At 49.5% G+C, this 25,704-nt stretch carries 17 protein-coding genes; 3 read left to right on the top strand and 14 right to left on the bottom strand.

The genetic code is table 11. The features are described 5' to 3' along the window. From IX315_RS04080 to IX315_RS04090, 3 genes are read right to left on the bottom strand one after another with little or no spacing between them, the layout of a single operon-like run. A complete protein-coding gene (locus IX315_RS04080; protein ID WP_025880727.1) occupies positions 1-354 on the bottom strand; it encodes a DUF3408 domain-containing protein in 354 nt (117 codons plus the stop codon). 2 nt (positions 355-356) lie between these two features. Then, on the bottom strand, positions 357-797 hold the full coding sequence (locus IX315_RS04085; protein ID WP_002560986.1) for a DUF3408 domain-containing protein: 441 nt from the start codon (positions 795-797) through the stop codon (positions 357-359). 2 nt (positions 798-799) lie between these two features. Then, positions 800-1,561, bottom strand: a complete 762-nt coding sequence (locus IX315_RS04090; protein ID WP_002560987.1) for a ParA family protein — start codon at positions 1,559-1,561, stop codon at positions 800-802. Between the two features lie 709 nt (positions 1,562-2,270). Between IX315_RS04090 and mobA the strand changes: the two genes are divergently transcribed. From mobA to mobC, 3 genes are read left to right on the top strand one after another with little or no spacing between them, the layout of a single operon-like run. Next, the gene (mobA, locus tag IX315_RS04095) at positions 2,271-2,699 is read left to right on the top strand and encodes a conjugal transfer protein MobA (protein ID WP_002560988.1); all 429 of its coding nucleotides are present in this window, start codon (positions 2,271-2,273) and stop codon (positions 2,697-2,699) included. After that, positions 2,678-3,925 (top strand): conjugal transfer protein MobB, encoded by a 1,248-nt coding sequence (mobB, locus tag IX315_RS04100; protein WP_002560989.1) that lies wholly within the window; start codon positions 2,678-2,680, stop codon positions 3,923-3,925. The genes mobA and mobB overlap by 22 nt, the downstream gene beginning before the upstream one ends. A 30-nt stretch (positions 3,926-3,955) precedes the next feature. Next, positions 3,956-5,965 (top strand): conjugal transfer protein MobC, encoded by a 2,010-nt coding sequence (mobC, locus tag IX315_RS04105; protein ID WP_002560990.1) that lies wholly within the window; start codon positions 3,956-3,958, stop codon positions 5,963-5,965. Between the two features lie 41 nt (positions 5,966-6,006). On the opposite strand, the gene IX315_RS04110 is transcribed toward mobC, so the two are convergent. From IX315_RS04110 to IX315_RS04160, 11 genes are all read right to left on the bottom strand, one after another. Next, positions 6,007-6,624: a hypothetical protein gene (locus IX315_RS04110; RefSeq protein WP_008764734.1), complete on the bottom strand. Its 618-nt coding sequence runs from the start codon at positions 6,622-6,624 to the stop codon at positions 6,007-6,009. Next, positions 6,590-7,753, bottom strand: a complete 1,164-nt coding sequence (locus tag IX315_RS04115) for a GNAT family N-acetyltransferase (protein ID WP_002560992.1) — start codon at positions 7,751-7,753, stop codon at positions 6,590-6,592. The genes IX315_RS04110 and IX315_RS04115 overlap by 35 nt, the downstream gene beginning before the upstream one ends. Before the next feature lie 9 nt (positions 7,754-7,762). Continuing rightward, the gene (locus IX315_RS04120; protein WP_211837204.1) at positions 7,763-9,214 is read right to left on the bottom strand and encodes an ATP-binding protein; all 1,452 of its coding nucleotides are present in this window, start codon (positions 9,212-9,214) and stop codon (positions 7,763-7,765) included. A 140-nt stretch (positions 9,215-9,354) separates the two neighbouring features. Continuing rightward, a complete protein-coding gene (locus IX315_RS04125; RefSeq protein WP_002560994.1) occupies positions 9,355-9,957 on the bottom strand; it encodes an RteC domain-containing protein in 603 nt (200 codons plus the stop codon). Between the two features lie 238 nt (positions 9,958-10,195). After that, positions 10,196-10,618, bottom strand: a complete 423-nt coding sequence (locus IX315_RS04130; RefSeq protein WP_002560995.1) for a dihydrofolate reductase family protein — start codon at positions 10,616-10,618, stop codon at positions 10,196-10,198. Between the two features lie 279 nt (positions 10,619-10,897). Beyond that, positions 10,898-12,220, bottom strand: coding sequence for a sigma-54-dependent transcriptional regulator (locus tag IX315_RS04135; RefSeq protein WP_008759623.1), 1,323 nt, complete (start codon positions 12,218-12,220; stop codon positions 10,898-10,900). Next, complete coding sequence (locus tag IX315_RS04140; RefSeq protein WP_211837205.1) at positions 12,213-14,531, bottom strand: hybrid sensor histidine kinase/response regulator; 2,319 nt, start codon at positions 14,529-14,531, stop codon at positions 12,213-12,215. The genes IX315_RS04135 and IX315_RS04140 overlap by 8 nt, the downstream gene beginning before the upstream one ends. Next, positions 14,531-16,456: a tetracycline resistance ribosomal protection protein Tet(Q) gene (gene tet(Q) / locus IX315_RS04145; protein WP_005802293.1), complete on the bottom strand. Its 1,926-nt coding sequence runs from the start codon at positions 16,454-16,456 to the stop codon at positions 14,531-14,533. The genes IX315_RS04140 and tet(Q) overlap by 1 nt, the downstream gene beginning before the upstream one ends. A gap of 657 nt (positions 16,457-17,113) precedes the next feature. Next, entirely contained in the window at positions 17,114-22,927 is a 5,814-nt protein-coding gene (locus tag IX315_RS04150) for an N-6 DNA methylase (protein ID WP_211837206.1), read from the bottom strand. Continuing rightward, positions 22,917-23,369, bottom strand: a complete 453-nt coding sequence (locus tag IX315_RS04155; RefSeq protein ID WP_002561000.1) for a DUF1896 domain-containing protein — start codon at positions 23,367-23,369, stop codon at positions 22,917-22,919. The genes IX315_RS04150 and IX315_RS04155 overlap by 11 nt, the downstream gene beginning before the upstream one ends. A 239-nt stretch (positions 23,370-23,608) precedes the next feature. After that, complete coding sequence (locus IX315_RS04160) at positions 23,609-25,696, bottom strand: type IA DNA topoisomerase (RefSeq protein ID WP_002561001.1); 2,088 nt, start codon at positions 25,694-25,696, stop codon at positions 23,609-23,611. Positions 25,697-25,704 lie beyond the last annotated feature (8 nt).

Below are 25,704 nucleotides of genomic sequence, written 5' to 3' on the forward strand. Positions count from 1 at the left end.
TTAGAATACTGAATTATAATTTCGGGCATAAAGGCTCTTTATCGCATCCTCGCACTGGTTGAAGTGATGCGTCAGCACATGGTCGATGTAAGCGGACAGCATAAGCCGGTCATGCCCGATTACACGGGTGATACACATGATACGCTCGTGGTACTCCGGGCGCACATACGCCATCTTCCCCTCACGTGCCTTTACTTCCGAGTCACGGATGAACAGACGTTCATAGTCCTTCTCGCAGCATTTGCCGCTTACCGGGACAGGCGACAGGATTTCCACACTCGCCTGCACTTGGGCAAACATACCTCCGCAGTCTTGCTGTGGTCTTTTTTCATTCGGTGTCATTTCTTTTTCCATTTTCAAATCAGATCTTCACGTTGTTTCTTGTACAGTTCGTTGATTCTCTCCTTGTGCTGTTCCAGATGTTGGCGCAGCACGGTATCCACATAGCCGCCCACCGAGATTTCACCTCCGGCGATGTCGTTCACGATTCTGAGGATTTTGCCGTGGACATCGCGGCTGATATAGACACACTGGCGGGTCTTTATCTCGTTGCGGCGCAGGAACAGCTCGTTATAGTCCTCATCCTGCCTTTTCCGGCGGCCACTTTCCCTCTGCGCTTTTTCCCGTGTTACTGGTTGCACAGGAGGTGGTTCCGGTGCGGCGGTGTCCTCTTCGGTCGGTGCAGCTGCGGGTACTTCCTGTGCGGGGCGCAGTGTCCCGTCCTGTGTGCGCCGCCCGATGGAAGCTAACAGCAGTTCCTCGTCGATGCCTTCCGTGTTCACTTTCCTGCTGCCCATGCTCACTGCGGTCTGATGATGTCGCTTATCTCTTCGGAAAACTCCCGGATGCCACTCCCTTTCAGCAGTGCCGTGTCCATCGGGAAGATGGTGGAGCGGAAAACGCTCTTGCGCTCTTCCGAAAGGTCACGGCGGAACTTCTTGCTGTCGGGCAAGCGGGTGGAAAGTACCGGAAAGCCCATTTCGGCTATCACTTCCTCGTAGATGCCGTACAGGTCGTTCCTCTCCCTGCCGTCCACCATCGTCCAAAACAGATAAAGCCCCTTTGTTTTCGCCTGTCCGGTAGTCATCAGCCTGTCGCGGAACATTGTGACGAATTTCAGGGTACTCTCCACAACAAAGCGGTCGGCACTCAGCGGAGTGAAGATGTAGTCCATCTGCGAGAGCGTCTTTATCACGCCGTTACTACGGAGTGTGCCGGGCATGTCGAAGAACACCACGTCGGGTTTCACGTCCTCAGTGGCAATCATCCTCTCGGCATCGTCGAGGGCGTTCACCGCATTGCTCTTGACGATGGTGTAGGCGTTCTTTTTCATCCGGCGGAAATGGTCGCAAGCGAGAGCCTTGAAGTAGGTGCTGCTGTCGATAAGCCCCATTTCGTGTTCGCGCAGCCCGTGGATGCTGTGCTGCGGGTCGTCGCAGTCCACGACGGCGACATTGTAGCCTTTCACGTTGTGCAGGTAGCTGGCGGCAAGTGCCGTGACAGTGGATTTGCCGATGCCACCTTTCTGTGTTGCGAATGCAACGAAGATTTCCTTACTCATAGTTCCATTTATTTTAATTGTTGAAGATTTCTTTTTCTATTTATATGCGGATTTGGTTGCTACATTATCCGCTTCAGTGAACAGACACATGGGCGGGTCATCGCGTATCCGGTTCTGTGGTGAAGCGGTGCGGCGAACAAGTGATGAATGACGACACTGCGTCATGAAGTCATTGAATCTGTACTTCACCAGATTGTCGGATAACCGGGGTTCCGACGGTTCGGGTATCCGCTTCGGCAAGTATCCGCCGAAGCGATTGTCCGGGTATTTGAATGTTCCTTTTCTCATATTTTCAAATCGTTCGTTTCTTGAATCATGCTGCAAATAAACAAGTATATTTTGGAACCTGTATCACTTCTCCGGCAAGTGGCAGCACGTTGCGCCGGTTGGCAGTCATTGACCGGGTCAAGCATCTGTCCAATACAGCTTTAAGGGCGTAACTTTGCCCCCCGGACAGCAGGGTTCGCCGATGGTGCGCGGCCCGGAGTCCTGAAAGGTATCTTCCCATCCGTCCCCTGACGGATTTTTATGTTCACCTGAACATAGCAAGGTATGTTTTCAGCCGCTCAAAATATTTTGAGCATCCCGGAAAACGCCTTGCCCTTGCAGGGGGCGGGCTTTCCCTCCGAAGTCGGAAAGCCTTTCAGAACTGCGGTGCTGTGATCCGAAGCGGCGGCTTATGCCGTCAATCCGCTAAATCCAAAGTAATATGAAAGAGAAAAGGAAAAGCAAAGCAGGGAGAAATCCCAAACTTGATCCGGCGGTGTACCGTTACACCGTCCGTTTCAACGAGGAGGAACACAATCGTTTCCTCGCCATGTTCGGAAAATCGGGTGTCTATGCACGGTCGGTTTTCCTCAAAGCGCACTTCTTCGGACAGCCGTTCAAGGTGCTGAAGGTGGACAAGACGCTGGTGGACTATTACACCAAGCTATCGGATTTTCATGCGCAGTTCCGCGCCGTGGGTACGAATTACAACCAAGTCGTGAAGGAACTGAGGCTGCATTTTTCAGAGAAAAAGGCGATGGCGTTGCTCTACAAATTAGAGCAACACACCGTCGAACTCGTGAAACTGAGCCGCCGGATTGTGGAACTTTCAAGGGAAATGGAGGCGAAATGGTCGCAAAAATCAGTGTAGGAAACTCGTTGTACGGCGCGATTGCCTATAACGGGGAGAAGATTAACGAGGCGCAGGGGCGGTTGCTTACGACCAACCGCATCTACAATGACGGTTCGGGAAAGGTGGACATCAACAAGGCGATGGAGGGTTTTCTCACCTTCATGCCGCCACAGATGAAGGTGGAGAAGCCGGTGGTGCATATTTCGCTCAACCCACATCCGGAGGATGTGTTGACCGATGCGGAATTGCAGGATATAGCCCGCGAGTATCTGGAAAAACTCGGTTTCGGCAACCAGCCTTATCTTGTTTTCAAGCACGAGGACATCGACCGCCACCACCTGCACATCGTGACGGTGCGGGTGGACGATAACGGGAAATGTATCAGCGACAAGAACAACTACTATCGTAGCAAACAAATCACCCGTGAGCTGGAGAAGAAATACGGGCTGCACGGCGCGGAGCGCAGGAACCGCCGGCTTGACACGCCGCTAAGCAAGGTGGACGCATCGGCAGGTGATGTGAAGAAGCAGGTGGCTGGCACTGTGAAGGCTCTGAACGGGCAGTACCGTTTTCAGACGATGGGCGAATACCGTGCGCTCCTTTCCTTATATAATATGACGGTGGAGGAAGCGAGAGGCAACGTGCGCGGACGGGAGTATCACGGGCTGGTTTATTCCGTCACGGACGACAAGGGTAACAAGGTGGGCAACCCGTTCAAGTCCTCGCTTTTCGGGAAGTCCGCAGGTTATGAAGCCGTACAGAGAAAATTTATCCGTTCCAAATCAGAGATTAAGGACAGGAAGCTCGCCGACATGACGAAACGCACCGTTCTTTCCGTGCTGCAAGGCACTTATGACAAGGACAAATTTGTATCCCAACTCAAAGAGAAGGGCATCGACACCGTACTGCGCTACACGGATGAAGGGCGTATCTATGGAGCGACGTTTATCGACCACCGCACAGGATGTGTACTGAACGGCTCTCGCATGGGCAAGGAGCTTTCGGCGAATGCCTTGCAGGAACACTTCACCCTGCCATACGCCGGACAACCGCCGATACCGTTATCCATCCCTATGGATGCTGCGGACAAGGCATACGGACAGACCGCATACGACCGTGAAGACGTATCGGGCGGAATGGGCTTGCTCACTCCCGAAGGTCCGGCGGTAGATGCTGAGGAAAAGGCTTTCATCCGGGCGATGAAGCGCAAAAAGAAGAAAAAGCGCAAGGGCTTGGGTTTGTAATCGGAGTATCAACAATTAAAAAATCAATGTATGTCACAACAAGAAGACGATTTGAGGGCATTGGCGAAAATCATGGATTTTCTGCGTGCCGTGAGTATTATTTTAGTGGTTATGAACGTGTACTGGTTCTGTTACGAAGTCATCCGGCTGTGGGGCGTGAACATCGGTGTGGTGGACAGAATCCTTCTGAACTTCGACCGCACGGCGGGGCTGTTCCATTCCATACTGTACACAAAGCTGTTTGCCGTCCTGCTGCTTGCCCTGTCCTGTCTGGGTACAAAGGGGGTCAAGGGAGAGAAAATCACTTGGGGAAGAATATGGACGGCACTCGCCGCCGGGTCCGTGCTGTTTTTCCTAAACTGGTGGATACTGGCTCTGCCGCTTCCGATTGAGGCGGTGATGGGGCTGTATGTCCTTACCATCGGTACGGGCTATGTCTGCCTGTTGATGGGAGGTCTGTGGATGAGCCGTCTGTTGAAACACAATTTGATGGAGGATGTTTTCAACAACGAGAACGAGAGTTTCATGCAGGAAACAAGACTCATCGAAAGCGAGTATTCGGTCAATTTGCCGACACGCTTCTATTACAAAAAGCGTTGGAACAACGGTTGGATCAATGTGGTGAATCCCTTCCGTGCGTCCATCGTGTTGGGTACGCCGGGCAGCGGCAAGTCATACGCCGTGGTAAACAATTTTATCAAGCAACAGATTGAAAAGGGCTTCTTGATGTACGTGTATGACTTCAAATTCAGCGACTTGTCCACCATTGCCTACAATCATCTGCTGAACCACCCTGACGGCTACAAGGTGAAGCCGAAGTTCTATGTGATCAACTTCGACGACCCGCGACGCTCTCATCGGTGCAATCCCATTCACCCGGATTTTATGGAAGATATTACGGACGCCTACGAGAGTGCCTATACAATAATGCTCAACCTCAATAAAACGTGGGTGCAAAAGCAGGGTGACTTCTTTGTGGAATCACCTATCATTTTGTTCGCCAGTATTATATGGTATCTTAAAATCTATCAGAACGGGAAATATTGCACGTTTCCCCATGCCATCGAATTTTTGAACCGCCGCTACGAGGATATTTTTCCGATACTGACTTCCTATCCCGAACTGGAGAACTACCTTTCCCCGTTCATGGATGCGTGGCTCGGAGGGGCTGCGGAGCAGCTCATGGGGCAGATAGCGTCGGCAAAAATTCCGCTTTCGAGGATGATTTCACCGCAGCTCTATTGGGTGATGTCGGACAGCGAGTTTACGCTGGACATCAACAATCCCGAAGAGCCGAAAATCCTATGCGTGGGCAACAATCCCGACCGTCAGAATATCTACGGGGCGGCTCTCGGATTGTATAACTCCCGCATCGTGAAGCTCATCAATAAGAAGGGGATGCTGAAGTCGTCGGTCATCATAGATGAGCTGCCGACGATATATTTCAAAGGGTTGGACAATCTTATAGCTACCGCCCGAAGCAACAAGGTTGCCGTGTGTCTGGGATTTCAGGATTTCAGCCAGCTGGTGCGCGACTACGGTGATAAGGAGGCGAAAGTGGTGATGAATACGGTCGGTAACATTTTCTCCGGGCAGGTGGTAGGTGAAACGGCAAAGACACTATCGGAACGATTCGGTAAGGTGTTGCAGAAACGGCAGTCTATCTCCATCAACCGGCAGGATGTTTCCACCTCCATTAACACGCAGATGGACGCGCTTATCCCGCCCAGCAAGATTTCCGGTTTGACGCAGGGAATGTTTGTCGGTTCGGTGTCCGACAACTTCAACGAGCGTATCGAACAGAAGATTTTCCACTGCGAGATTGTGGTGGATGCCGATAAGGTAAAACGGGAGGAAAGTGCCTACAAGAAAATCCCCGTTATTACCGATTTCACTGACGCAGACGGCAACGACCGCATGAAGGAAACGGTGCAGGCAAATTACCGGCGCATCAAGGAGGAGGTGAAGCAGATTGTTCAGGAGGAATTGGAGCGCATCGCGGGCGATGACAACCTGAAGCATCTGTTGCAGCAGAAGTAACCTATTAAAATAAGGGAGGATAGCTAAAATCCTCCCTTATTTTAATATTCCTCCAAAAGTTTATTTTGACGTAAATCTTCAATGTAACATGCTAAGTTACTTGAAACTTTATTAAATACTTTATCAAGATATGGGATGATATTTTCCAAATTCAATTCCAACTCTAACGGGAAACTATGATATTGATGTAAAAACCTTGTGATGTCATTTCTTTCTGAAACAGATAAAAGCAAAAATGGATTACTGTTTTTATAATATACCATTGCTGAAAGATGAATAAAAGCGCATCCTAATTTATAAACAAAAAAAGGCCAGCCATAAAATTTATCAGCTAAATCCACCATTTGTTTATCGGTCACGACTTTCTTTGTATTGGGATAAGACCATTTTATTCCCTCCAAAGTTTGGTTTATAAAATGCTCTCTAAGGTTTAAGTCGCTAATTGACAACAAAAACATAACTCTTACCATAGAATCTAATTCTTGACGCAGAATAGATATTACCTGCCCATATAATTGTTGTTGCAACAAAATATTTATAGCGCAAGAATGTTCTCCTGACCTTTGAGTAACTATATCGCAAAATAAATTAATATTATTTGTTTTCATTGTTGAGTGATTTCGCTTATAAGATATAGGATTTACTATTGGTTGCCACATATATCTGATGCGGCATTTCTTTTTCGTTGTATATTATTGTATGGTTGTCGCACAAGGTCATTCCCAGCCTTTCAACCACACGGATGGATGCCACGTTTTCCGGTCGGATACTGCAACAGACAGTTTTCAGTTCCAGCTCTCCAAAGGCGTATTCCAAACACGCGCGGGCGGCTTCCGTACCGTAACCGTTATGCCAGTATGTGTTATCGAGTATATAGCCAAGCTCGACAGTCTCGTTCCCGTTTAGGGTACTATTCATCAGACCGGCTTGTCCTATCAATGCGCCGCTTTCTTTCAGTATGACGGCAAAATATCCGAACCCGTCCTTGCGGTATCGGATGAGTTGCCTGTTTATCCATTTGCGCACGTCCTTTTTGGTAAAGCCGTGTTCCCAAGCGTACATGACTTCCGGCTTTCCCATTATGGCAAGGAGTGCGTCCATATCCTTACGGGTTATCCTGCGGATAAGCAGCCGTTCCGTTTCCATGACGACCAGCGATGCGGAATAGGTCTTTATCTCAAATCCGTCCTCTTTCCATTCCTTCACAAGCCTGTTGATCGTTTCTTCCACCAGACTGTCATAAGCGGCATCGGGAATAACCTTTATAAAAAAGGTGTCACGGGTTTCTTTCATGACCCATTCGTTGATGTCTTTCAGTTCCTTGCCTTCGGGAATGTAATTCTTGTGTATCATGAACTCGTTGATGTTGTCCGCCAACAATTCTTCCAACTGATAACGGATGTCATCCTCCAGTTCGGCAAATGGTATGGTTTCCTCTTCATAGATGCCTTCTATTAAAACATCATCCTCTTCCATATCCTCGTCCGGTGTCTGATTGCCCCGTTTCATGTCCAACATATCCTGCGCGAACTGCCCGGATTCCTTGTCCTTGTACTTCTTGGCATATTTTTCCAGCAGTTCCCAGTCCTGACGGCTCATCGGGCATTTGAAAACGGCTCGTTCCACCTCGTTACAGCGCACCATGTCCGCCTTCACATCATCGGGAAGCGACCGGCATTCCTTGCAGATATGCCGCGAGTGTCCTTTGCCGCTGAATTGCTCGTTGGCTTTGTACTCGCTACAAATCCGACAGTAATGCCCCTGTTGTTTCTTCTTTTTCGCCACCATACCCCGTTATTATATCAACAGTTCTTTTCCTTTATCGGTAAGACGATATTTCTGCCGGGGATGTTTCGGATTTTCCGGGTAAATAGGCTCTACCAAATTCTGCCTTATGGCTGGATACAGATATAGTTCTAAAAAATTACTTTTGTCCTTTAATCCTATCACACACATAATCTCTTTGGTTGAAAGTGTCTGTGTGCCGATTGCAGACAACACCTTTTCCACCTGTGGGGTAACTGTGGGGTGACTGTGGGGTAACTGTCGGGTAATTGTCGGGTCGTGCCCCACAGTTTTTCGGGTATAGCGGAAAATAACCCATACACTATTTCCATCTGTATGAAACTCCGGATCGGGAATGCCGACACGCCGGCATTCGCTTATCATAAGCCCGATGCCTCGTCCCCAGCTTTCCAGAACCTCGCTTTTATACAGAACATTCGCAATAATCAGGTTTTGAGGTTCTGAATTATGCCCGCTCAATAACTTTTCCATTGTTATATCCGGCGGAAAAGTTCCACTGTTCTCAATCTCCACACGGTCATCATAGATGGCAATTCCTACCGAACTGCCGGGACGGTGGTATGAGCGGTGGCAAAGGGCATTTGTGCAGCATTCCCTCAATGCCTTGTAAGGAATCTCAAGCTCTTCCTCCCGATACAAGCCTTCAATTTTGCCCGAAAGGGAAAGATGCTTGAAAAAGAACGACATTGCAGTGTCCAGCAGTGTGTAGATATTGCCAGTGGTACGCTGATTGTCTATAAACTCGTCTTTTGTAGTTCCTTTGAAACGCGCCAACCGAAGCAGGCACTGGGGATAGAAGTAAAAATCACGACCGAACAAGACTGCGGAAGCATTATTCAGTTTTCCGTCATGTAACAGGTTGAATTTTTCGAGTATGGTCGGCAAATCCTCCCTTATGGTGGCTTCGGGTAGGCGACCGCACCGGATGCCTCCACGTACCGCTCCCATAATGGCATGTTCATCAAGGTCAGTAACTTTGATGTCGGGATTCGTCATCGCCTCCCAAGCGTATTTCCCACCTCGCTGCATAAGCAGTTGGTTATATACGTCTTGCGGCATGGAGGATGTCACGCTCTCCAATCGAAGATAAGCCCGTCCCTTATAGGAGAACGGACGCATATAACGTTGGCTGTCCGCAGACAAGGCTATCACACTCTTGTCTGTATTTTGGATACTGATATACGAAACTTCGAGTGTGGCAAATGGTTCAAAACGCCGGATGGCTTCCGCAATATCACGCTTCGTCTTGTCGCTCACTTCCTGCCCGATGATCTTTCCTTTGTCGGTCACACCGAACAACACCGTGCCACCTTCGCTGTTAAGGAAAGCGCAGAGCGTTTCCATGCCGCGCTCCAACTGCCCGGTGGTTTCCTTGAACTCCACCTGCCCGTTTTCCTTTTCGGCTATCAGTTGTTTTACTATATCGAGGTTGTCTATGTTCATATTCAATTCGTAACAATTGTACAAAGATAGCGTTTTTCGCTGAAATTCGGGGCAATAGCGCGCCGAAAACGCCCTTTTTCGTATAGATTTTACTCAAACGGGAGAACAGCATGATACCATTCTCCCGCTTATACCTGATTTTATCTTCTCATACGTTCCAGCTCTTCATCGCGCAGCATTCTCTCGTTCAGTTTCTCCTGCATCTTGTCGAGGAAATAGGTACGGCTTTCGTTTTTCCGACGTTTGATGTCGGTATAGAAGCGGTAGCAATCCTTCGACTCAATACCGAATATCTTGTAGAGAATCGGGGCGAGCTGTTTTAGCGGCATATTGCCGTTGTTGATACAGCCCATCTCGTCTATGCCGTAGATAAGTTCCACGAGGTCGATGGCGTTGCCCGTCCAAAGAAGGCTGGCGGTGGTTTCTGTTGCGTTGTTGGCGGATATTAGTGGTGGCACTTGGGGCGTGGCAAGGAATTTCTGCATCTTTCTTACGAAAGACAGAGCCTTGCTGACGTAGGCGGCAATCTCTCTTCTTTCTTCTGACAGATTACGCACCGGATGGTGCTGCAACTCGATTTCGATGTAGGCAAGCGCGATGACGGTAAGGTTCATGTCCATGCCGCCGTTGCACAGTTCTATTACTTGGGTGGCGAAAGCCGTGTATGCTTTTTCCATATTGCAGTCTCCGGCTTCGTTTATCCGGCGGAAGAACTCGGTTTCCGCCAATAAAAAATAATTCATGTCCTGTCAATTTTGAAATTTTACACTCTGTTTTCGGTATGCGCACATGAATATAATTGGCAAAAAACGCGGCAGAAAACAAAAAATCCAACGCTCAATTTTACAAAGTGTTGTATTTCAGTGGTATAAAATTCAATATTTTTTCACAGGGACAAATTGTCTCCGACTTAAATTGTTTGTAATCAGAACATTTATTCTATTCTTGAAAATAAAAATGTATGCTTGCCGCACATTTTGGCTATCTTGCTTTTTTATCAAGGATGTAGATAATGCGGCATACACCGTTGGGAAAACTTTTCAAAGAGGAAAGCGTCCAGTGTTGCTCTGGCAGAGCCGACTTAAAAAAATGTCGTCCGCTTCCGGATATGAAAGGAACGGTGTATAGTATGATTTCATCCACAGCGTGCATACGCAGTAGTCCGTTTATATAGTCTGCCGTGTCCGGTGTGGCTTCCGCGAGGTAACGGATGTTTGTGCCGTCTTTTCTCCATTCGTGCAGCATTGAAATGGAATAGTCTGGTGTCACGCGGTAAAGGGCGTTCTTCCTGATTTCATCAAGACCGCAACGGTCAAGGCACAAATCCTGATGTGCTTTATAATATAACTCTGAAGAAAGACATCCGTCCATCGTCAGTACGGCGAGAATCTGAACTTTACCCATAATCGTTACCTTTCATTAGGCAAGGGCAAAAAAGTAGCGTGCAATTCACACTACCTTCAAGCGATGGCTCTGGTAAAGCCTTTACGGAGAGTACGTGAATGCACGCTATGCGTAAGCATAGCATAAGCATCACGCAATCGTCTCCGTAGTTCCAATTTACCAGATTTTCGCTTGAAACGCCTTGCGGTCTTATCCTATATGTTGGCGGCGAAAAGCTCCTGCCAATCGCCGTTTTTCTCAAATGTTATGCAAAGATAGCCAAATTCAGTGAATTACAGGCTATGATTGCTTGAATTTATATTTAAGTCCATACTCTTCAAGTTTGCTGTATAGTGTTGTCCTGCCTATGCCGAGCAGTTCTGCGGCGACACTCCGGTTGCCGTTTGCCTGTTTCAACGCACGCAATATCCGCTCCTTATCCTCCGCGTCATTGCGCAAGGCGAAGCTGACAGTAGAGGTCGGTTTCGTCACGGCAAGTTCCAGATGCTCTTTCATGACAACACCTTCCTGCGCCTGCAATACAGCACCCATAACTTTCTGCCGAAGTTCCCGCACGTTGCCCGGCCATGCGTGTATCAGCAACGCTTTACGTGCTTCGGAACTGAACCCGCTCACGCTACACTCCAGCTCTCTGTTTGCCATATCACAGAAGAACTCTGCCAGCGGCATGATGTCTTCCTGACAGTCACGCAACGGAGGAACGGTTATCCCGAAGTCGTGCAGGCGGTAAAGCAGATCCTGCCGAAAACGCTTTTCATTCACCGCTACCTCCAAATCTTCATTGGTAGCAGCGATGATGCGGACATTGAAATTCCGGTCTGCCTTGTCTCCGACCGGGCGATACCGCCTCTCCTGTATGGCACGGAGCAACATCTGTTGGGTTTCCAACGCGAGGTTTCCTACCTCGTCCAGAAATAACGTGCCGCTTTCCGCCTCATGGAAATATCCTTTCTTGGCATTGTCCGCACCTGTAAATGCACCTTTGACGTGTCCGAAGAAAGCCGACGGTGCAAGCTCTTTGGAGAGTGAACCGCAGTCCACCGCCACAAATGGCTTGCCTGCACGTTTGCTCTTGTCATGCAACAGGTGGGCAATATGCTCCTTGCCCGTGCCGTTCTCACCAAATATCATCACGCTCATGTCGGTGGCGGCTACCAGTCTTATGCGGTGCATGATTTTCTGAAAGGCGGAACCTTCACGGGCGAATACAGGCATACGGCGTTGTCCTGCCTGACGTTCTTTCAGTATGGAACGGATCAGGGGGACAAGTTTATCCTCCACAAGCTGTTTGGGAATATAGTCTATCGAGCCGAGTTTCATGCTTTCCACGGCGGTATTAACTTCGGCGTAGTCGGTCATAATGATGAAGGGCTGCATCTTTCCCTCCTTTCGCATCCAGCGCAAAAGGTCTATGCCACTGCCGTCAGGCAGGCGCAGGTCGGCAACCACGATGTCATTATCTGTCGCCTGTTGTAGATGTTTCTTCGCGGTTGAGAGGTGGTAAGCCTTCACGGTGCGGTAGCCCTCCCGCGCCAGCATGTTGCAGACAAACTCGCAGTACACGATATTGTCTTCTACCACAATTATTGTTGTCTTATCCATCTTCGTATTTTCTCCTTTCCTCTTCTGCCAACCGGATTATTTCCGCTCCCTTATCCAGCACAGCAGTCACAGCATGGCTTAACGCTTCACCATCCGGGAGTACATCGCCATGAAGCAATCTGTAAAGTACATTCAGCGGTTGGTCGGCACGTAGCACCTCCCACGAGCTGCGCAGGTGGTGTGTCAGGGAATCCAGCTTTTGCAGGTCTTTTTCTGTTGCCGCTTCCCGTATTGTCTGCATCTCTTTTTCAGTTTCCGTCATCAACTTTTCCAGCATAACGGCTTCATTGCCGTAGGACAACAAGGCTGAAAAATCCGGTTTCCCGTCCGGTGTTTCTTTTATGGCACACCTGTCGGAAACCTCCATCAGTTCCGATATGGAGAACGGCTTGAACAGGCATCCGGCAAAGCCTTTTGCCAATAGTTCCCCTTTGTTACAACTGCCCGAAGCGGTTGCCACAACCACCGGGATTGTTGGTGAATTGCCCACGTTGGACGAACGCAACAGTTCCAGCAATTCGAAACCGTTTATACCGGGCATATTCAAGTCTGTCAGCAACAGGCTGTATTCTTTCTGGCGTATCATTTCCATCAGTGCCGCAGCATCGGTGCAAGTGTCGCAGTGTATTCCTTCTTGGGAATACATCTCTTTCAGCATCAGAAGTAATACCTCATCATTGTCAATGGCGACAACATCATGGAATTTATTGTTATGATAAACAGGTGTATTGCTTGTATATCCAAGCTGTTCTTCAGCTTCCTGCATAGAAATTTCAACTGTGAAACGACTGCCTTTCCCTTTCTTGCTGTCCAAACGGATTGTTCCGCCAAGCATCGACACAATATTACGCATTATGGCAAGCCCAAGCCCGAAACCCTCCTTTGCGGCGGCATTTGATAGACGTTCAAACGCACCGAACGCTTGTTTCTGTTCCTCTTCTGTCATGCCTGTACCTGTATCTTCAACGACCAGTGTCAGAACTCCATTATCATATTCAGTAATCAAAGAAACACCGCCTTCTTCTGTGAACTTGACAGCGTTTGACAGCAGGTTATTCCCGATTTGTATTATTCGCTCTTTGTCGGTCAATACAATGGCATCGTGTCCAGTCTTCACGGACAAGGACAGCCCTTTGTTCACGGCAACAGGCATGAACTCCGTTTCAAGTGTGTGCGTGATTGCAGAAATCCGGCAGGGTGACAGACGGGGCTGTTCCTTGCCGTTGTCCAGGCGGAAGAAGTCAAGCAAAGTGTTGAGCATATCCCGCATACGGTCGGAGGATTGCAGTATGTTTTGGATATACTGCCCGGACTTATCCTCACACTGTTCTTTCCGTATCAGTCCGGCATAGCCTGTTATTGCTGTCAGCGGTGTGCGCAGTTCATGGGTGATAGTATGCACCGCCTTCTTCCTTGACGTTATCAGTGCCTCGTTCCGTTGTACGGATTGTTCCAGTTGCCTTATCAAATCAGTTGTCTTGTGCTTGTATTGTTTAATGCTTTTGGCATCACGATGTATAATGATGTAGGAAATTAACAACAATAGAAGAACGAATCCCATTAAACCGCCTACTTGCATAAATGACTTTTCACGCATGGCAACTATTTCGTCTTCCCGGCTTTGCAGGTCGGTTTGTACCTTTTCTTCTATTTGGCAAATCAATTCTTGCAGTTGTCTGTTAAGTTCAACATTACGAGCTGCAAGGCTGTCGGCTTGTTCCGACAATTGGCGACCCTGCACTTTCTGTTCACTGATTACGTTTCTATTGACCGAATGAAGGATAGTAGTTGATACTGCTGGAGTTACTTCCTTTTTTTTGCCGAATATGCCTAAGAAACCTTTTCGTTTTGGCTTTTTGGACTGTTCCTGCACACTTTTCTGCACAATAACCGGAATTTGATTGGCTATCTTCTTGTTAATAGATTGTTGTTCATCCATTAACCGGACTATCTGGAACATCTGTCGTTCCTTATCCTCTAAAAGACTGCGCACACTATCGATGCGCTCTGCTGGATAGGTGACCTTGAAACGGCAGAGCATACTGTCCATTGCCATACGCCGTGCATGGTAATGCTCGATATCTTTATCGTTCCATTCCAGTATCGTTTCACCCAATAGAGAAAATTTTATCATTTGAATATTGATATTGTTTATTTCTTTTCGGAACTCGTCTATTTTTTTATTGCCAAGTTCTAATGCTTCTATCTCCTGCCATTCATAGAGGCTATTATATGCCATACATCCGATAAGAATGGAGATAAGTATATATCCCAACCGTATTGCCTTATAGAAATTTCCTGACCGCTCCATTATTTTGATGACATTGATTTTTGAAACATGAATAAAAGTTTATCTTTTTCGTTCATGCGGATATTATCAGAATAACCGCCTTTTGTTATTTGATACCCACATGGCTTAACCATAAAAATGCCTAAGCCCTTAGTGTATGAACTTACTTCTGAGGCATAGTCTTTACTTGTATTTAATGGAACTTTCCCTTTAATATGACACCACTCATTATTACAACTGATGTCTTCAATCTCAGACATCATTTTTTGCAAATCTGTAATAGCTTTGGAACTTGCCACTTGGGGTATCTGCAACTCAAAACAGAGCATCGGTTCGAGAATGTCCACACCTGACTGTTGCAAAGCCAGCCTGAAGACATAAGGGGTCAGCTGTCTGAAATCAGCAGGTGTACTTACCGGGCTATAATACTCGGCTTGAGTAAAAGTTACTTTCAAATCTGTCACTTCCCATCCATGTAATCCCGATTGGCAAGACATACGAATTCCTTCAAAAACGGCATTTTGAAAAGAATGGTTCAGATAGCCATAGGAGATGTCACTTTCGATCTGCAACCCTGTCCCTAACGGCAAGGGTTCAAGAGTCAGCCCTATTGTGGCCCAATAAGGGTTGGGTGGCACTTCGATCTGAATAATCTTATTGACCTTTTTTACAGGTCGTTCTTTGTAGATAGTCTTGATCTCATCAAAATGGACCTTTACGGAAAATCGTTCTTCCAGCAATGTCTGTATGATTTCCTTTTGGGTTAAACCATATAACGAGATTTCCAATTCATCACTATATGAGTTTATGGAAAAGGACAAAGACGGGTCTTCAATCCACAATGTATTCAGAGCGGATATCACCTTGCTTCTCTCTTCGGGCTTGTCTGGTCGGACGGAGGATTTGAGAGCGGGATGCTGATGAGATAATCCTTGAATCAAACAAGGTTTAGCGCCTAAATAATCTCCGATTCGAAAATCTTCCATATCTTCTACAATTGCGATATCATTGGCACCCACTTCATCAACATTTATCTCTCTGCCCTGATAAATAGTTTTTAGATTTTTAATCTTGATGAATTTTTCCGAATCGTTGATTCTTACAACGTCTCGAAGCCTCAGACTTCCGTCAATTATTTTTAGAAAACTTCTTTTATGTCCTTTGGGGTCATGCTCTATCTTATAGAGATAAGCTGAAAGTCTGTTTGAGACTGATGCCGGAGGAAGTATAAAAGAAGAGATGGCGTCCAACAACTCATTGATACCGATATTGAACATTGCTGATCCATGTAGCACCGGATAGACTTTGGCTTTTTCCACAAGAGCGATTATCGTATTCCAATAATCAGCCGGTGAAATTTCGCTATCCGCCAAATACCGTTCTAATATATTGTCGTCATGGTTGCATACAAATTCTTTGTATTCTTCCTTTATATATGTTTGGGAGCAAATCGGATAAACCAATCCATCGACAACAGTTTGCATAAACAGGACATCTTGCGACAGATTTGTTTTTATATCCAGATACAAACGCTCTAAATTCACACCGGCACGGTCAATTTTATTGATAAATATAATTGTCGGGATTTGCAGCTTCTGTAAAGTATTGAACAGCAACTTTGTCTGCGCTTGTATGCCTTCCTTTGCGGATAAGATGAGGACTGCTCCATCAAGCATTTTGAATGTCCGCTCCACTTCCGCAATAAAATCCATGTGTCCCGGAGTGTCAATGATATTGCATTTCACACCATTCCAGATAATAGATGTCGTAGAAGCCCGAACAGTAATTCCTCTACGTTTCTCTATATCCATAGAGTCCGTTATGGTGTCACCATTATCCACACAGCCGCACTTTTCCGTTGCTCCACTGGCAAACAGCAGATTCTCGGTTACGGAAGTTTTTCCTGCATCAATGTGAGCAAGAATTCCTAAATTTATAATATTCATTTGGATTAAGCAATAATATACTACAATAGATGCATTGTCGAAACGCACCTTTTAATACCTCCTCGTAGCATGTGAGAACTACAGGATTACTAACTCGTATTAATATGTATATTATTACTGCCGCATAACGATTACAAAATTACACAAAAAAATATATCTAACAAAAGTGGGAGGATTTTTTAACTTTTTACCATAGACATTTTATTAGGGAAGCGTAGGTTCAACTGGTAAGTACAAATAAGTAGAAACGTTTGAACAACACCGTTTTAGGAAGTTGAAGAATCAAGTTTCTCTCTCGGTATAGCGTTTATTTTGGCCAATATCTTCTTTAGTTTGGCATTTGAGTATTTCCCATTCGTGTTCTATTTAGCTCCTTATTATGAGTATGTAGCAAGTTACTTATCAAATTCAGCCTCTTTGAGGGTCAAATATGGTTTTGCAAATGGTGACTGATAAGACATAAACAAGGTCAGCAGGAATTTTTTACATAAATGGACATGAATGTATATAACCTAAAATAAGAATAAATTTTAATAAGGGCTGCCCAAAAAGAAAAAAATGCAGTTGCCATCCTACAGATACTTGCAGAAAGGATAAAATTTACTTTTAGACCTTTTGGGATAGCCCTTATTAATACTTCAGATAAAATTCCTAAGGTTATATTTTCAATCCTTTGGACCGGGTTTCCTCCTTGGCATACAGCCCCGGATGCCCAGTTATGGTGTGATTGGCGATAATACTTTCCGATGGATTGCGTATTTGCGGCGGTGCATTTTCGGAATATTGCGCCTGCCTGTTCCGTACATCTTCCGCTTCCGGCTTGACCTGTTGCCCTTCGTTCTCCTTTTCGGCGACTTCGGGCGTGGGCGGCGCAAGTTCCAGCTGTATTTTTCGGTCAAGTGCGGCAAGTTCAGACTTCAACTGTTTCAGTTCTTCCTCCTTCTTCCACACCTTGCCCGCTATCTCCTGCAACTGCGGTATCTCACGTTCCAGCACTTCATTCTTAGTCTTGTACTGGTCGATGATGGAGGGGATGCGCTCCAAAGCGTTGAGGAAATTGCGGGCGGCGGCCAACGGGTCAGCCATTGCCAGATGTCCGTTGTTATAGGTGTACTTGTAGTTCCCCTCGACCACGAAACGGTTGTCGGTGAACTCCAATCCCTCTTTGAGTATCCTTTCGCTCACCACCTTTATCGGGAAACCGTAAAACTCTCCAACCTGCGTGTAAAGCCCGCCTGTAGTGGCGTTTTTCGCTATCTCCTGCAAACGCTTTCCGATGACCTTCTCATCGGCGGAATCCACACCGTCCACCTTTATCATATTAAGGCGGTTGCCCTCCTTGTCGGTCTGCACCACCGAAAGGAAGCGGTTCCAGTCCTCCGTCATGGCATCTATGAAAGCCGTGTTGTTGCGCAGTTCGCCGGTCTTTGACTCCTGCTTGAACTCCGAATCACGCTTGCCCTTGTTGAACGACTTGCGTTCCCCTTCGAGCGAGGCGATGCGCTTTTCAAGTTTCGCCTTGTCCAGCAGGTCGGTGTTGCCGGATAGCAACGCCATATATTCCGAAAAGTTCATGCCCGATTTCTCGTCCATTGCCCCCTCGTCGATGGTACGCGCCCCCATAGCACCGCTTTTGAGCTGGCTGATGAAAGTCTGCTTGCAGTGCAGGAGGTTGAACTTGTAGCTGTCCAGTGACTTCTCCACCGCGTAGATGATTACGTCCACGTTGTTCCCGGCGAAATGCTTGGCAATTTCGTTTCCGGCTCTAACTCCGCGTCCGTCACGCTGTTGCAGGTCGGACGGTCGCCACGGCGTATCGAGATGATGAATTGCCACACACCTTTTCTGTGCGTTCACACCCGTTCCGAGCATGGAGGTGGAGCCGAACAGAACACGCACTGTTCCGGCATTCATGGCGTCTATCACCGCCTTCCGAGCCTTGTCGGTCTTGCACTCCTGAATGAAGCGCACCTCGCTTGGCGGTATGCCGTAATCCTCCGTCAGCTTGCGCTTGATTTCCGAATAGACGTTCCACCCGTCGCCCGGCTGATATGTCCCCAAGTCCGAGAAAACGAACTGCGTGCCTTTCTGCGCGTCGTATTTTTGGTAATACTCCGCGATCATCTTGGCACAGTGACTCGCCTTGTTGTCGGGGTGGTCTTCATAATTCGGGTCTATCATACGCATGTCGAGTGCCATCTTGCGGGCATAGTCCGTGGCGATAAGCATCTTCGCCTTTTCCTCCGTTTCCGAAAGCGGCAGTCTGCCCAACAGGGTGGCATCGCCAGTCTTTGCGAACTGCATCAGTTTCTGTATGAAGTCCTCCTGTTCCGGCGTGGGCGGTATGTGGTGCAGTATCTCATTCTTGTTGGGACGATCTACGCCCACGTCCTCCGCCGTGCGGTAGTCCGTGATTTCATTATAGAAGGCGGCAAGTTCCGGCACCTTGATGAAGTAGCGGAAACGCTCCTTTTGAACCACGTTGTTCGTCACGTTAAATTCAAAATCCGTCGTCTTCTTGGCGAATATCGCCGCCCAAGCGTCGAAACATCGGATGTCCTGCCGTTCCAGCTCCTTCGGACGCAAATACTTGAACAGCAGATACAACTCCGTCAGCGAGTTGCTGATGGTAGTACCCGAAAGGAAGGTCGCTCCCAAGTCTCTGCCCGTGCGCTCCTGTATGGTGCGTATGGCAAAGAGCATGTTCAGTGCCTTCTGGCTTCCCTCGCTGTTGCCCAGTCCCGCCACACGGTCATGGCGCGTGTTGAACGTCAGATTTTTGAACTGGTGGCTCTCATCTATGAAGATGTGGTCGATGCCCATCTGCTTGAAATCCACCACGTCGTCCGTGCGTGACTTTATGGCATGTTCCACCTTCTCCAGCTTCGCTTCAAGGTTGTGTTTGCGCTTCTCCAGACCTTTCAGCATAGCCCGCGACACGTTCTTTCCCTGCTGCCGCAGCACTTCGAGGTTTTCCTCCACCGTGTCAAGCTCCGCTTGCAGGATGCGCTGCTGCAACTCCGGCGACTGCGGTATCTTGCCGAACTGGTCGTGCGACATGATGACACAATCGTAGTCGTTGTTCTTTATATTATTGAAGAAGCGCACACGGTTGGCAGTCGAAAAGTCCTTCTCCGAAGCGTACAGAATACGCGCGTTGGGATACGCCGCCTGATAGGTGGCGGCAATCTCCGCAACGTTGGCTTTCAGCCCGATAATCATCGGCTTGTGCGCCAAGTTCAGACGTTTCATCTCATGTGCCGCTATGCACATTATCAGCGTCTTGCCGGTTCCCACCTCGTGGTCGCATATTCCGCCTCCGTTCTGTTTCAGCATCCATACGCAATCCATCTGCGAGGGATAAACGCTCTTGATGCCACGGCTTGCCAGCCCCTTCAGATTGAGGTCGGGGAAGGTCTGGTGCGAGCCGTCATACTTCGGGCGCACGAAACAGTTGAACTTGCGGTTATACATCGTCGTCAGCCGCTCCTTGAACTGCGGCGACTGCTCTTCGAGCCATTCGGAGAAGCCGTTTCGTATCTCGTCAATTTTGGCGTTGGCGAGCTGTATTCCCTCGCTGTCGCGCACCTTGATCTCGTTGCCATGCTCGTCCTTGCCGATGGACTTCATCATGTCGGGGCAGGTATTGTGCAGGGCGTGTTTCAAGAGGTGCATACCGTCATAGTTCCGGTAATACCCCTTCACCAGAAACTCGTCCGTGATTTTCATGGTGCGGTAGCCGCACGCAACCGAAAACTCGTCCATGCTTGCGGAATAGGCGATTTTCACCTCCGTGTCGAACAGCCGGCTCATGTAGGCGGCATAGACACCCGTCGGAATCCAGCGTTCCCCGAAATTGAAGTCCAGATCCTCGAAGGCGATACGCGGCGGTTCGGCATCTTTCAGAGCCTCCAACGCCTGTTTCACTTCCGGCATACGCTCACTTTCGGGGTTTTCGCCCATCCAAGCCTCTATGCGTTCCGCCTTCTCTATCACGTTCCCGGCTATGAAGCGGTCTTTGATTTCGTAACCGGTCACGAGCGGATTGTAATAGATGCGTCCTTGCAGGGCTGTGAGCAACTCCTCCGCCGTGCTGTCGGTTATCTCCCGCATATAGCCGAGATCGACCGTGCCATATTTGTTGAGCGACGCGGACAGGGCTTCTTCGGGAGAGCCTACGTTGGCATGGCTCTCCACGGAGAAGGAAACGGGATGCTCGAAGATGTCCGCCTTGACGAACTTTCCGTTCTCCACCCGTTCCAGCGAAAGGATGTCACGCCCGCCCGCGTCCATCATCACTAACTTCACGTTCTGCTTGGCGTTGAGGTTGCCGTAGCGCATGACAAACTCATCGTAACAGGTATTCAGATGCTCTCGCCACGGAACATTTGCCTCGTGCCTGTTCGATTCATAACGGTACAGACGCTCGTAGGCGTCACGCAGCGACACATACAACAACGCCTTTTCCTTCTGGTATCCTTTCAGGTCGAGCGGCTGGAATGTAGCCCCGTATGGCGTGATGTCCTTCAGATAGCCGATGTTATGACGTCCCCAGTCAGCCACCAGCGAGCCTTCGCGCAGGTGCATCTCCGGCGTGCGATGGTAGGCACGCGGCGTAAGGTCCACGACTTCCTCCTTCGGCTTTTCCGGTTCGATGTCGGGAAAAAGGGAAGTAGCCACCGTTTCCGGTGGAGCATCGGTAACAGCAGGTGCGGCGACTGCTTCCGGCTGTGTTTCCTCCTGCCGGGGTTGTTCACGTGGTACTTCCGGCGTGATCGTCGCAACCGTTCTGTTTTCATGTTTTTCATTATGCTGCCTTGCCAGCTCCCGAAGTTCCTTCCTGCGCTCCGGCGTGAGTTCCATCATCATCTCGTAGAAGCCGTTGATGGGAGGATTGGTTTCCCAGTCCAGCTTTGCATAGATGTCGTCCGGGTCGGCAGGCTTGGCGGCACTGTCCGCTTTTGCCTCCTTGTTTTCCGTGGCAGGCTTGACGGCTGGAGCCGTCGGCGTAACTGTTGCTTTCGACTTCGGTGGAGTGGTCTTTGCCGTAACAGCCTTCTTCGCCGTCCTTTTCTTTTTGGCGGTTTTCGGTTGGCTGACTTCTTCTGTCATTCCCCAGAGGTCGAGCAAGGAGAGCTGCACCCCGTCAGAATATTTCGGACGTGGTTCTATCTCCGGCTTCTCCTCAACGGCTTGCGGTTTTTCCGTCGGAGTTTCCACCGCTTGCATCGGAGATGCTGTTTCCATCTTTATGGCAGTACGCTCCACCTCCTTTTGAACGGTAACCTTTTCTTCCGTTCCCGACTGCCGGATTGAACCCGAATACAGACGCATGGCGAGCCTGTAATGGAAATCCTCGTCAAGCATACGGCGCAAGTCCCCGGCTATGCCTGCGGTCTTGCCCTCGTGCAGATAGACCATAGCGGGTTTCCCGTAGGGGTCGGTGTCAAGTTTAGCCGTCGTATGCACGATGCGTTCCGGGTGATGGATGAAATAGGCGTTGTCGGTCAGGTCGGTTTTCGTGTCCGTCTGTATCACGGTCATCAGCCGCTCGTCCTGCGACATTTCCTTCTTGCTGAGGTTCTTTTGCAGGACAATCAGGTCACTGCCCACTTCTGTCCCCGCGTTGTCCGTGAACAGGTTGTTGGGCAGGCGTATCGCAGATACCAGATTAGCCTGACTGAACAGCTCGTTACGCACGGAGGTCTTGCTGCTGTTCAATACCCCTTGCGAGGTGATGAACGCCACGATACCGCCGTCACGCACGGCATCCAGTCCTTTGAGAAAGAAATAGTTGTGGATGGCTTTCTGTGCCGATCGTCTGCCGAAGGACCCACTCTTTTCAAACTCCGCGTCGAACACGGCAATGTCACCGAACGGAATGTTGGACATCGCCAAGTCGAAATAATTGTTGAACGGTCTTTCGATTTTCTCAAAACCGCAGGTGCGCGTTTTCTTGTCGGGATAGAGATGCCGCAGGATTGTACCCGTGAGCAGATCCTTCTCGAAAGCCATCACGTCCGCACCGGGGCTGTGCCGTAGCACGGAATCCACGAACACGCCGACACCTGCCGACGGTTCGAGCATACGGGTGGGACGGACGCTGTAATCCGCCAGCACGTCCGCAAGGGTGTCGGTTATCTCTTTGGGGGTGTAGAAAGCGGTCAGCACGGACGCTTTCAGCGAATCCACAAACCGCTTGTACTCCGTTTCGTCATTGCTGTTCTCACGGATAAGCCTGTGCAGCTCCACCGTCGGGGCGAACAGTTCGAGGTCGGATTTCGCCCACCGGACGGCATCCGTCAGTTCCTTCGCAGGGTTGAGGATACATTTCAGACCGCCGAAACCGCAGTACCTTTGAAGTATGGCACGCTCTTCGGTTGTCGCTGTCCTGTTTTCCCTGTCAAGGATGAATGCCGTCCGTATCGCCTCGATGTTGTCCCGCAGTTTCTGTTTGCGGTTAAACGCCATATTCCCCGATGTAAAGGACGGTTGCCCCCGTCAGCTCCGTGTAGAGCAGGTCGTAATCGGAAGACAGGGCGAAGTTGTCGTCCGAAAGGTCATAGACGGAGAACACGTTGCCGACAAGCGGCATGAGTTTCAGAATAAAGGCTTCTTGTTTCTCTTCCGGCACTTCGTCGAAAAACTCGCTCTCCACGACTTCACGGAGAATGGCGTACCGGGAATAGCGCAGCCCGCGCAGCAGCGTGTCCATCGCCTGCTCTTGCGCGCCATCGGCGGGATAGCCTTCGAGCCGCGCCTTTTCATACGTTTCGGCGGCACGGTCGGCCCGTTCCCGTATGAAAGCGGTGTCAGTCGCCTGTTCAAACTTGTTCGTGCGGAGGTAGTCCAGCAGGTACAGACCGTAATAGGAAAAGTCGGTCTGACCCTCGTTTTTCTTCTTGTTGTTCATTACTTTGGAGTTTAGTGGATTGATATTTAACGGGATAATTGATTGGAAAAAGGAAGAAAAAGGCACTCGGTATCCCTCCGAGTGCCACCACTAAATCCAAAGTATGAGTGTAATCCGGTATCGAAGAACAATTCATTACTCTGAACAAGTGGCAAAGTTAGTGCAAATCGAAGACAATACGAAAAAAACTTGTTTGTTTCTATTGTTGAGATGCAGCCTAACTTATCAAAAGTTAGTGATTATTTCCTTTTTTTCGGATAGGAAGACTTGCATTTCTTTTCCGGGAACACGAACGTCGTGTTATATTCCCCGTCAAAGGCGACTATGGCATCGAAGTTCTTGCCCTGCTTGCTCTTGAAGCCTTTGAGCGGCTTGGTGTGCCCGTCGGTGAGCAGGTCTTTGATTTCGTCGTCGGACAGGGTGCGTCCCGCTTTCTGCCGGAACACGGGCAGTCCGCACTCCGTGTTGTCGCAACGTACCACCTTGCCGTAGAACCGCATCCTGCCCGTGCCGCACTTGGGACACGCGCAGCCGGAATCACGGCTGCCGAAGAGCTTGTCGCACGAGAGCAGTTCGGAGGTGATTTCCCGTGTGTACGCCTCTATCTCCTTGCGGAAAGTGTCGGCGGGCAGTTCCCCGCGCTCGATACGTGCCAGTTCCTTTTCCCATTCGCCCGTCATGGCTACATCGGCGATGCGCATCGTCTTCACCACGGAATTGAGGGCGAGTCCCTTTTCGGTGGGAACAAGCGACTTCTTGCAGCGTTCCATGTAACCGCGCTTGAAAAGCGTTTCGATGATGGACGCTCGTGTGGCGGGAGTGCCGATGCCGCAGTCCTTCATCGCCTGCCGCAGCGCGTCGTCCTCAATTTCCTTGCCCGCTGTTTCCATTGCCGAGAGCAGGGTGGCTTCGGTATGCAGCGGCTTGGGTTTGGTCTTTCCTTCGGTGATGGAGGTGGCTTTCAGCGTGAGCGTGTCGCCATCCTGCCAGCCGGGGATGGTAGTTTCCTCCTTTTCCTCGCCATAGACGGCACGCCATCCGGCTTGCTTCACGACACTGCCTTTCACGGTGAACTCCACTCCGGCACATTCTGCCGTGACAGCAGTCACGTCCTTGACGCATTTTTCGGAGAATGCCTCTATCATTCGTCCGGCAATCATCTGATAAATGGTGCTGTCCTCTTTGGAGAGGAAGAGCGGTTTCTCTCCCGTGACGAGCAGGGCATGGTGGTCTGTTACCTTGCCGTCATCCACGCTACGGCGTGTCGGGATGGCTTTTGCCCGCACCTTGTCTTTCCATTCGGGCTGCGTGCCGATAAAGGCGAGTAGCTTGGGGATTTCAGCGAACACGTCTTCGGGGATGTAGCGGCTTCCCGTTCTCGGATAGGTTATCAACTTCTTCTCGTAGAGCTTCTGCGCGATTTCAAGCGTCTGTTCCGCCGTGAAGCCGTGCTTGGCGTTGGCTTCTTTTTGGAGCGTGGTCAGGTCGTACAGCAAGGGAGTTTCCTCCGTCTTCTCCTTACGCTCTGCTTTCGTTACCGTTGCGCTGCCTGCCGCCTTTACCTTATTATATAGCTCCGTTGCCGGTTCTTTCGACTTCCATTTCTCGGAGGATGAGAGTTTCACGACCTCGCCGTCGCAACCGTCTGTTGCGATATGGAGCTGCCAGAATGCTTCGGACGTAAAACGGCGGTTCTCCCAATAGCGTTCACACACCATCGCCAGCGTGGGTGTCTGCACACGCCCCACCGAATACGTGCCATGTCCGGCGGCTATGGATAACGCCTGAGTGCCGTTGATGCCCACGAGCCAGTCGGATTCGCTCCGCGCTTTGGCGGCGAGGTATAGGTTGTCGTACCTGCTGCCGTCTTCGAGGTTGCGCAGTCCCTCACGGATAGCCTTGTCGGTGAGCGAGCTGATCCACAGACGCACGAAAGGAGTGGTGCAACCCGTATAGTGGTAGAGGTAGCGGAAGATAAGCTCTCCCTCGCGTCCGGCATCGGTCGCCACGATGATTTGTTCGCTTGTGTCGAACAGTCTTTTGATGACTTTTATCTGCGACACCACGCCGCTGTCGGGCTTGTAACCTTTCTCCGTCCTGACCTGACGGGGGACGAGCGTGAATGTGTCGGGAATAATCGGGAGGTTGTCACGGACAAATCCGCGCACGCCGTAGCCGTCGGGCATGGCAAGCTGAACGAGGTGTCCGAATGCCCATGTCACGGCATAGCCGCCTCCTTCGAAATATCCTTCCTCTCTCTTTGTCGCGCCCACGATGCGGGCGATTTCACGTGCCACGGAGGGCTTTTCTGCAATGATTGTCTTCATGTTTTCTT

The organism is Porphyromonas levii (assembly GCF_018206105.1).
GTDB lineage: Bacteria > Bacteroidota > Bacteroidia > Bacteroidales > Porphyromonadaceae > Porphyromonas_A > Porphyromonas_A levii.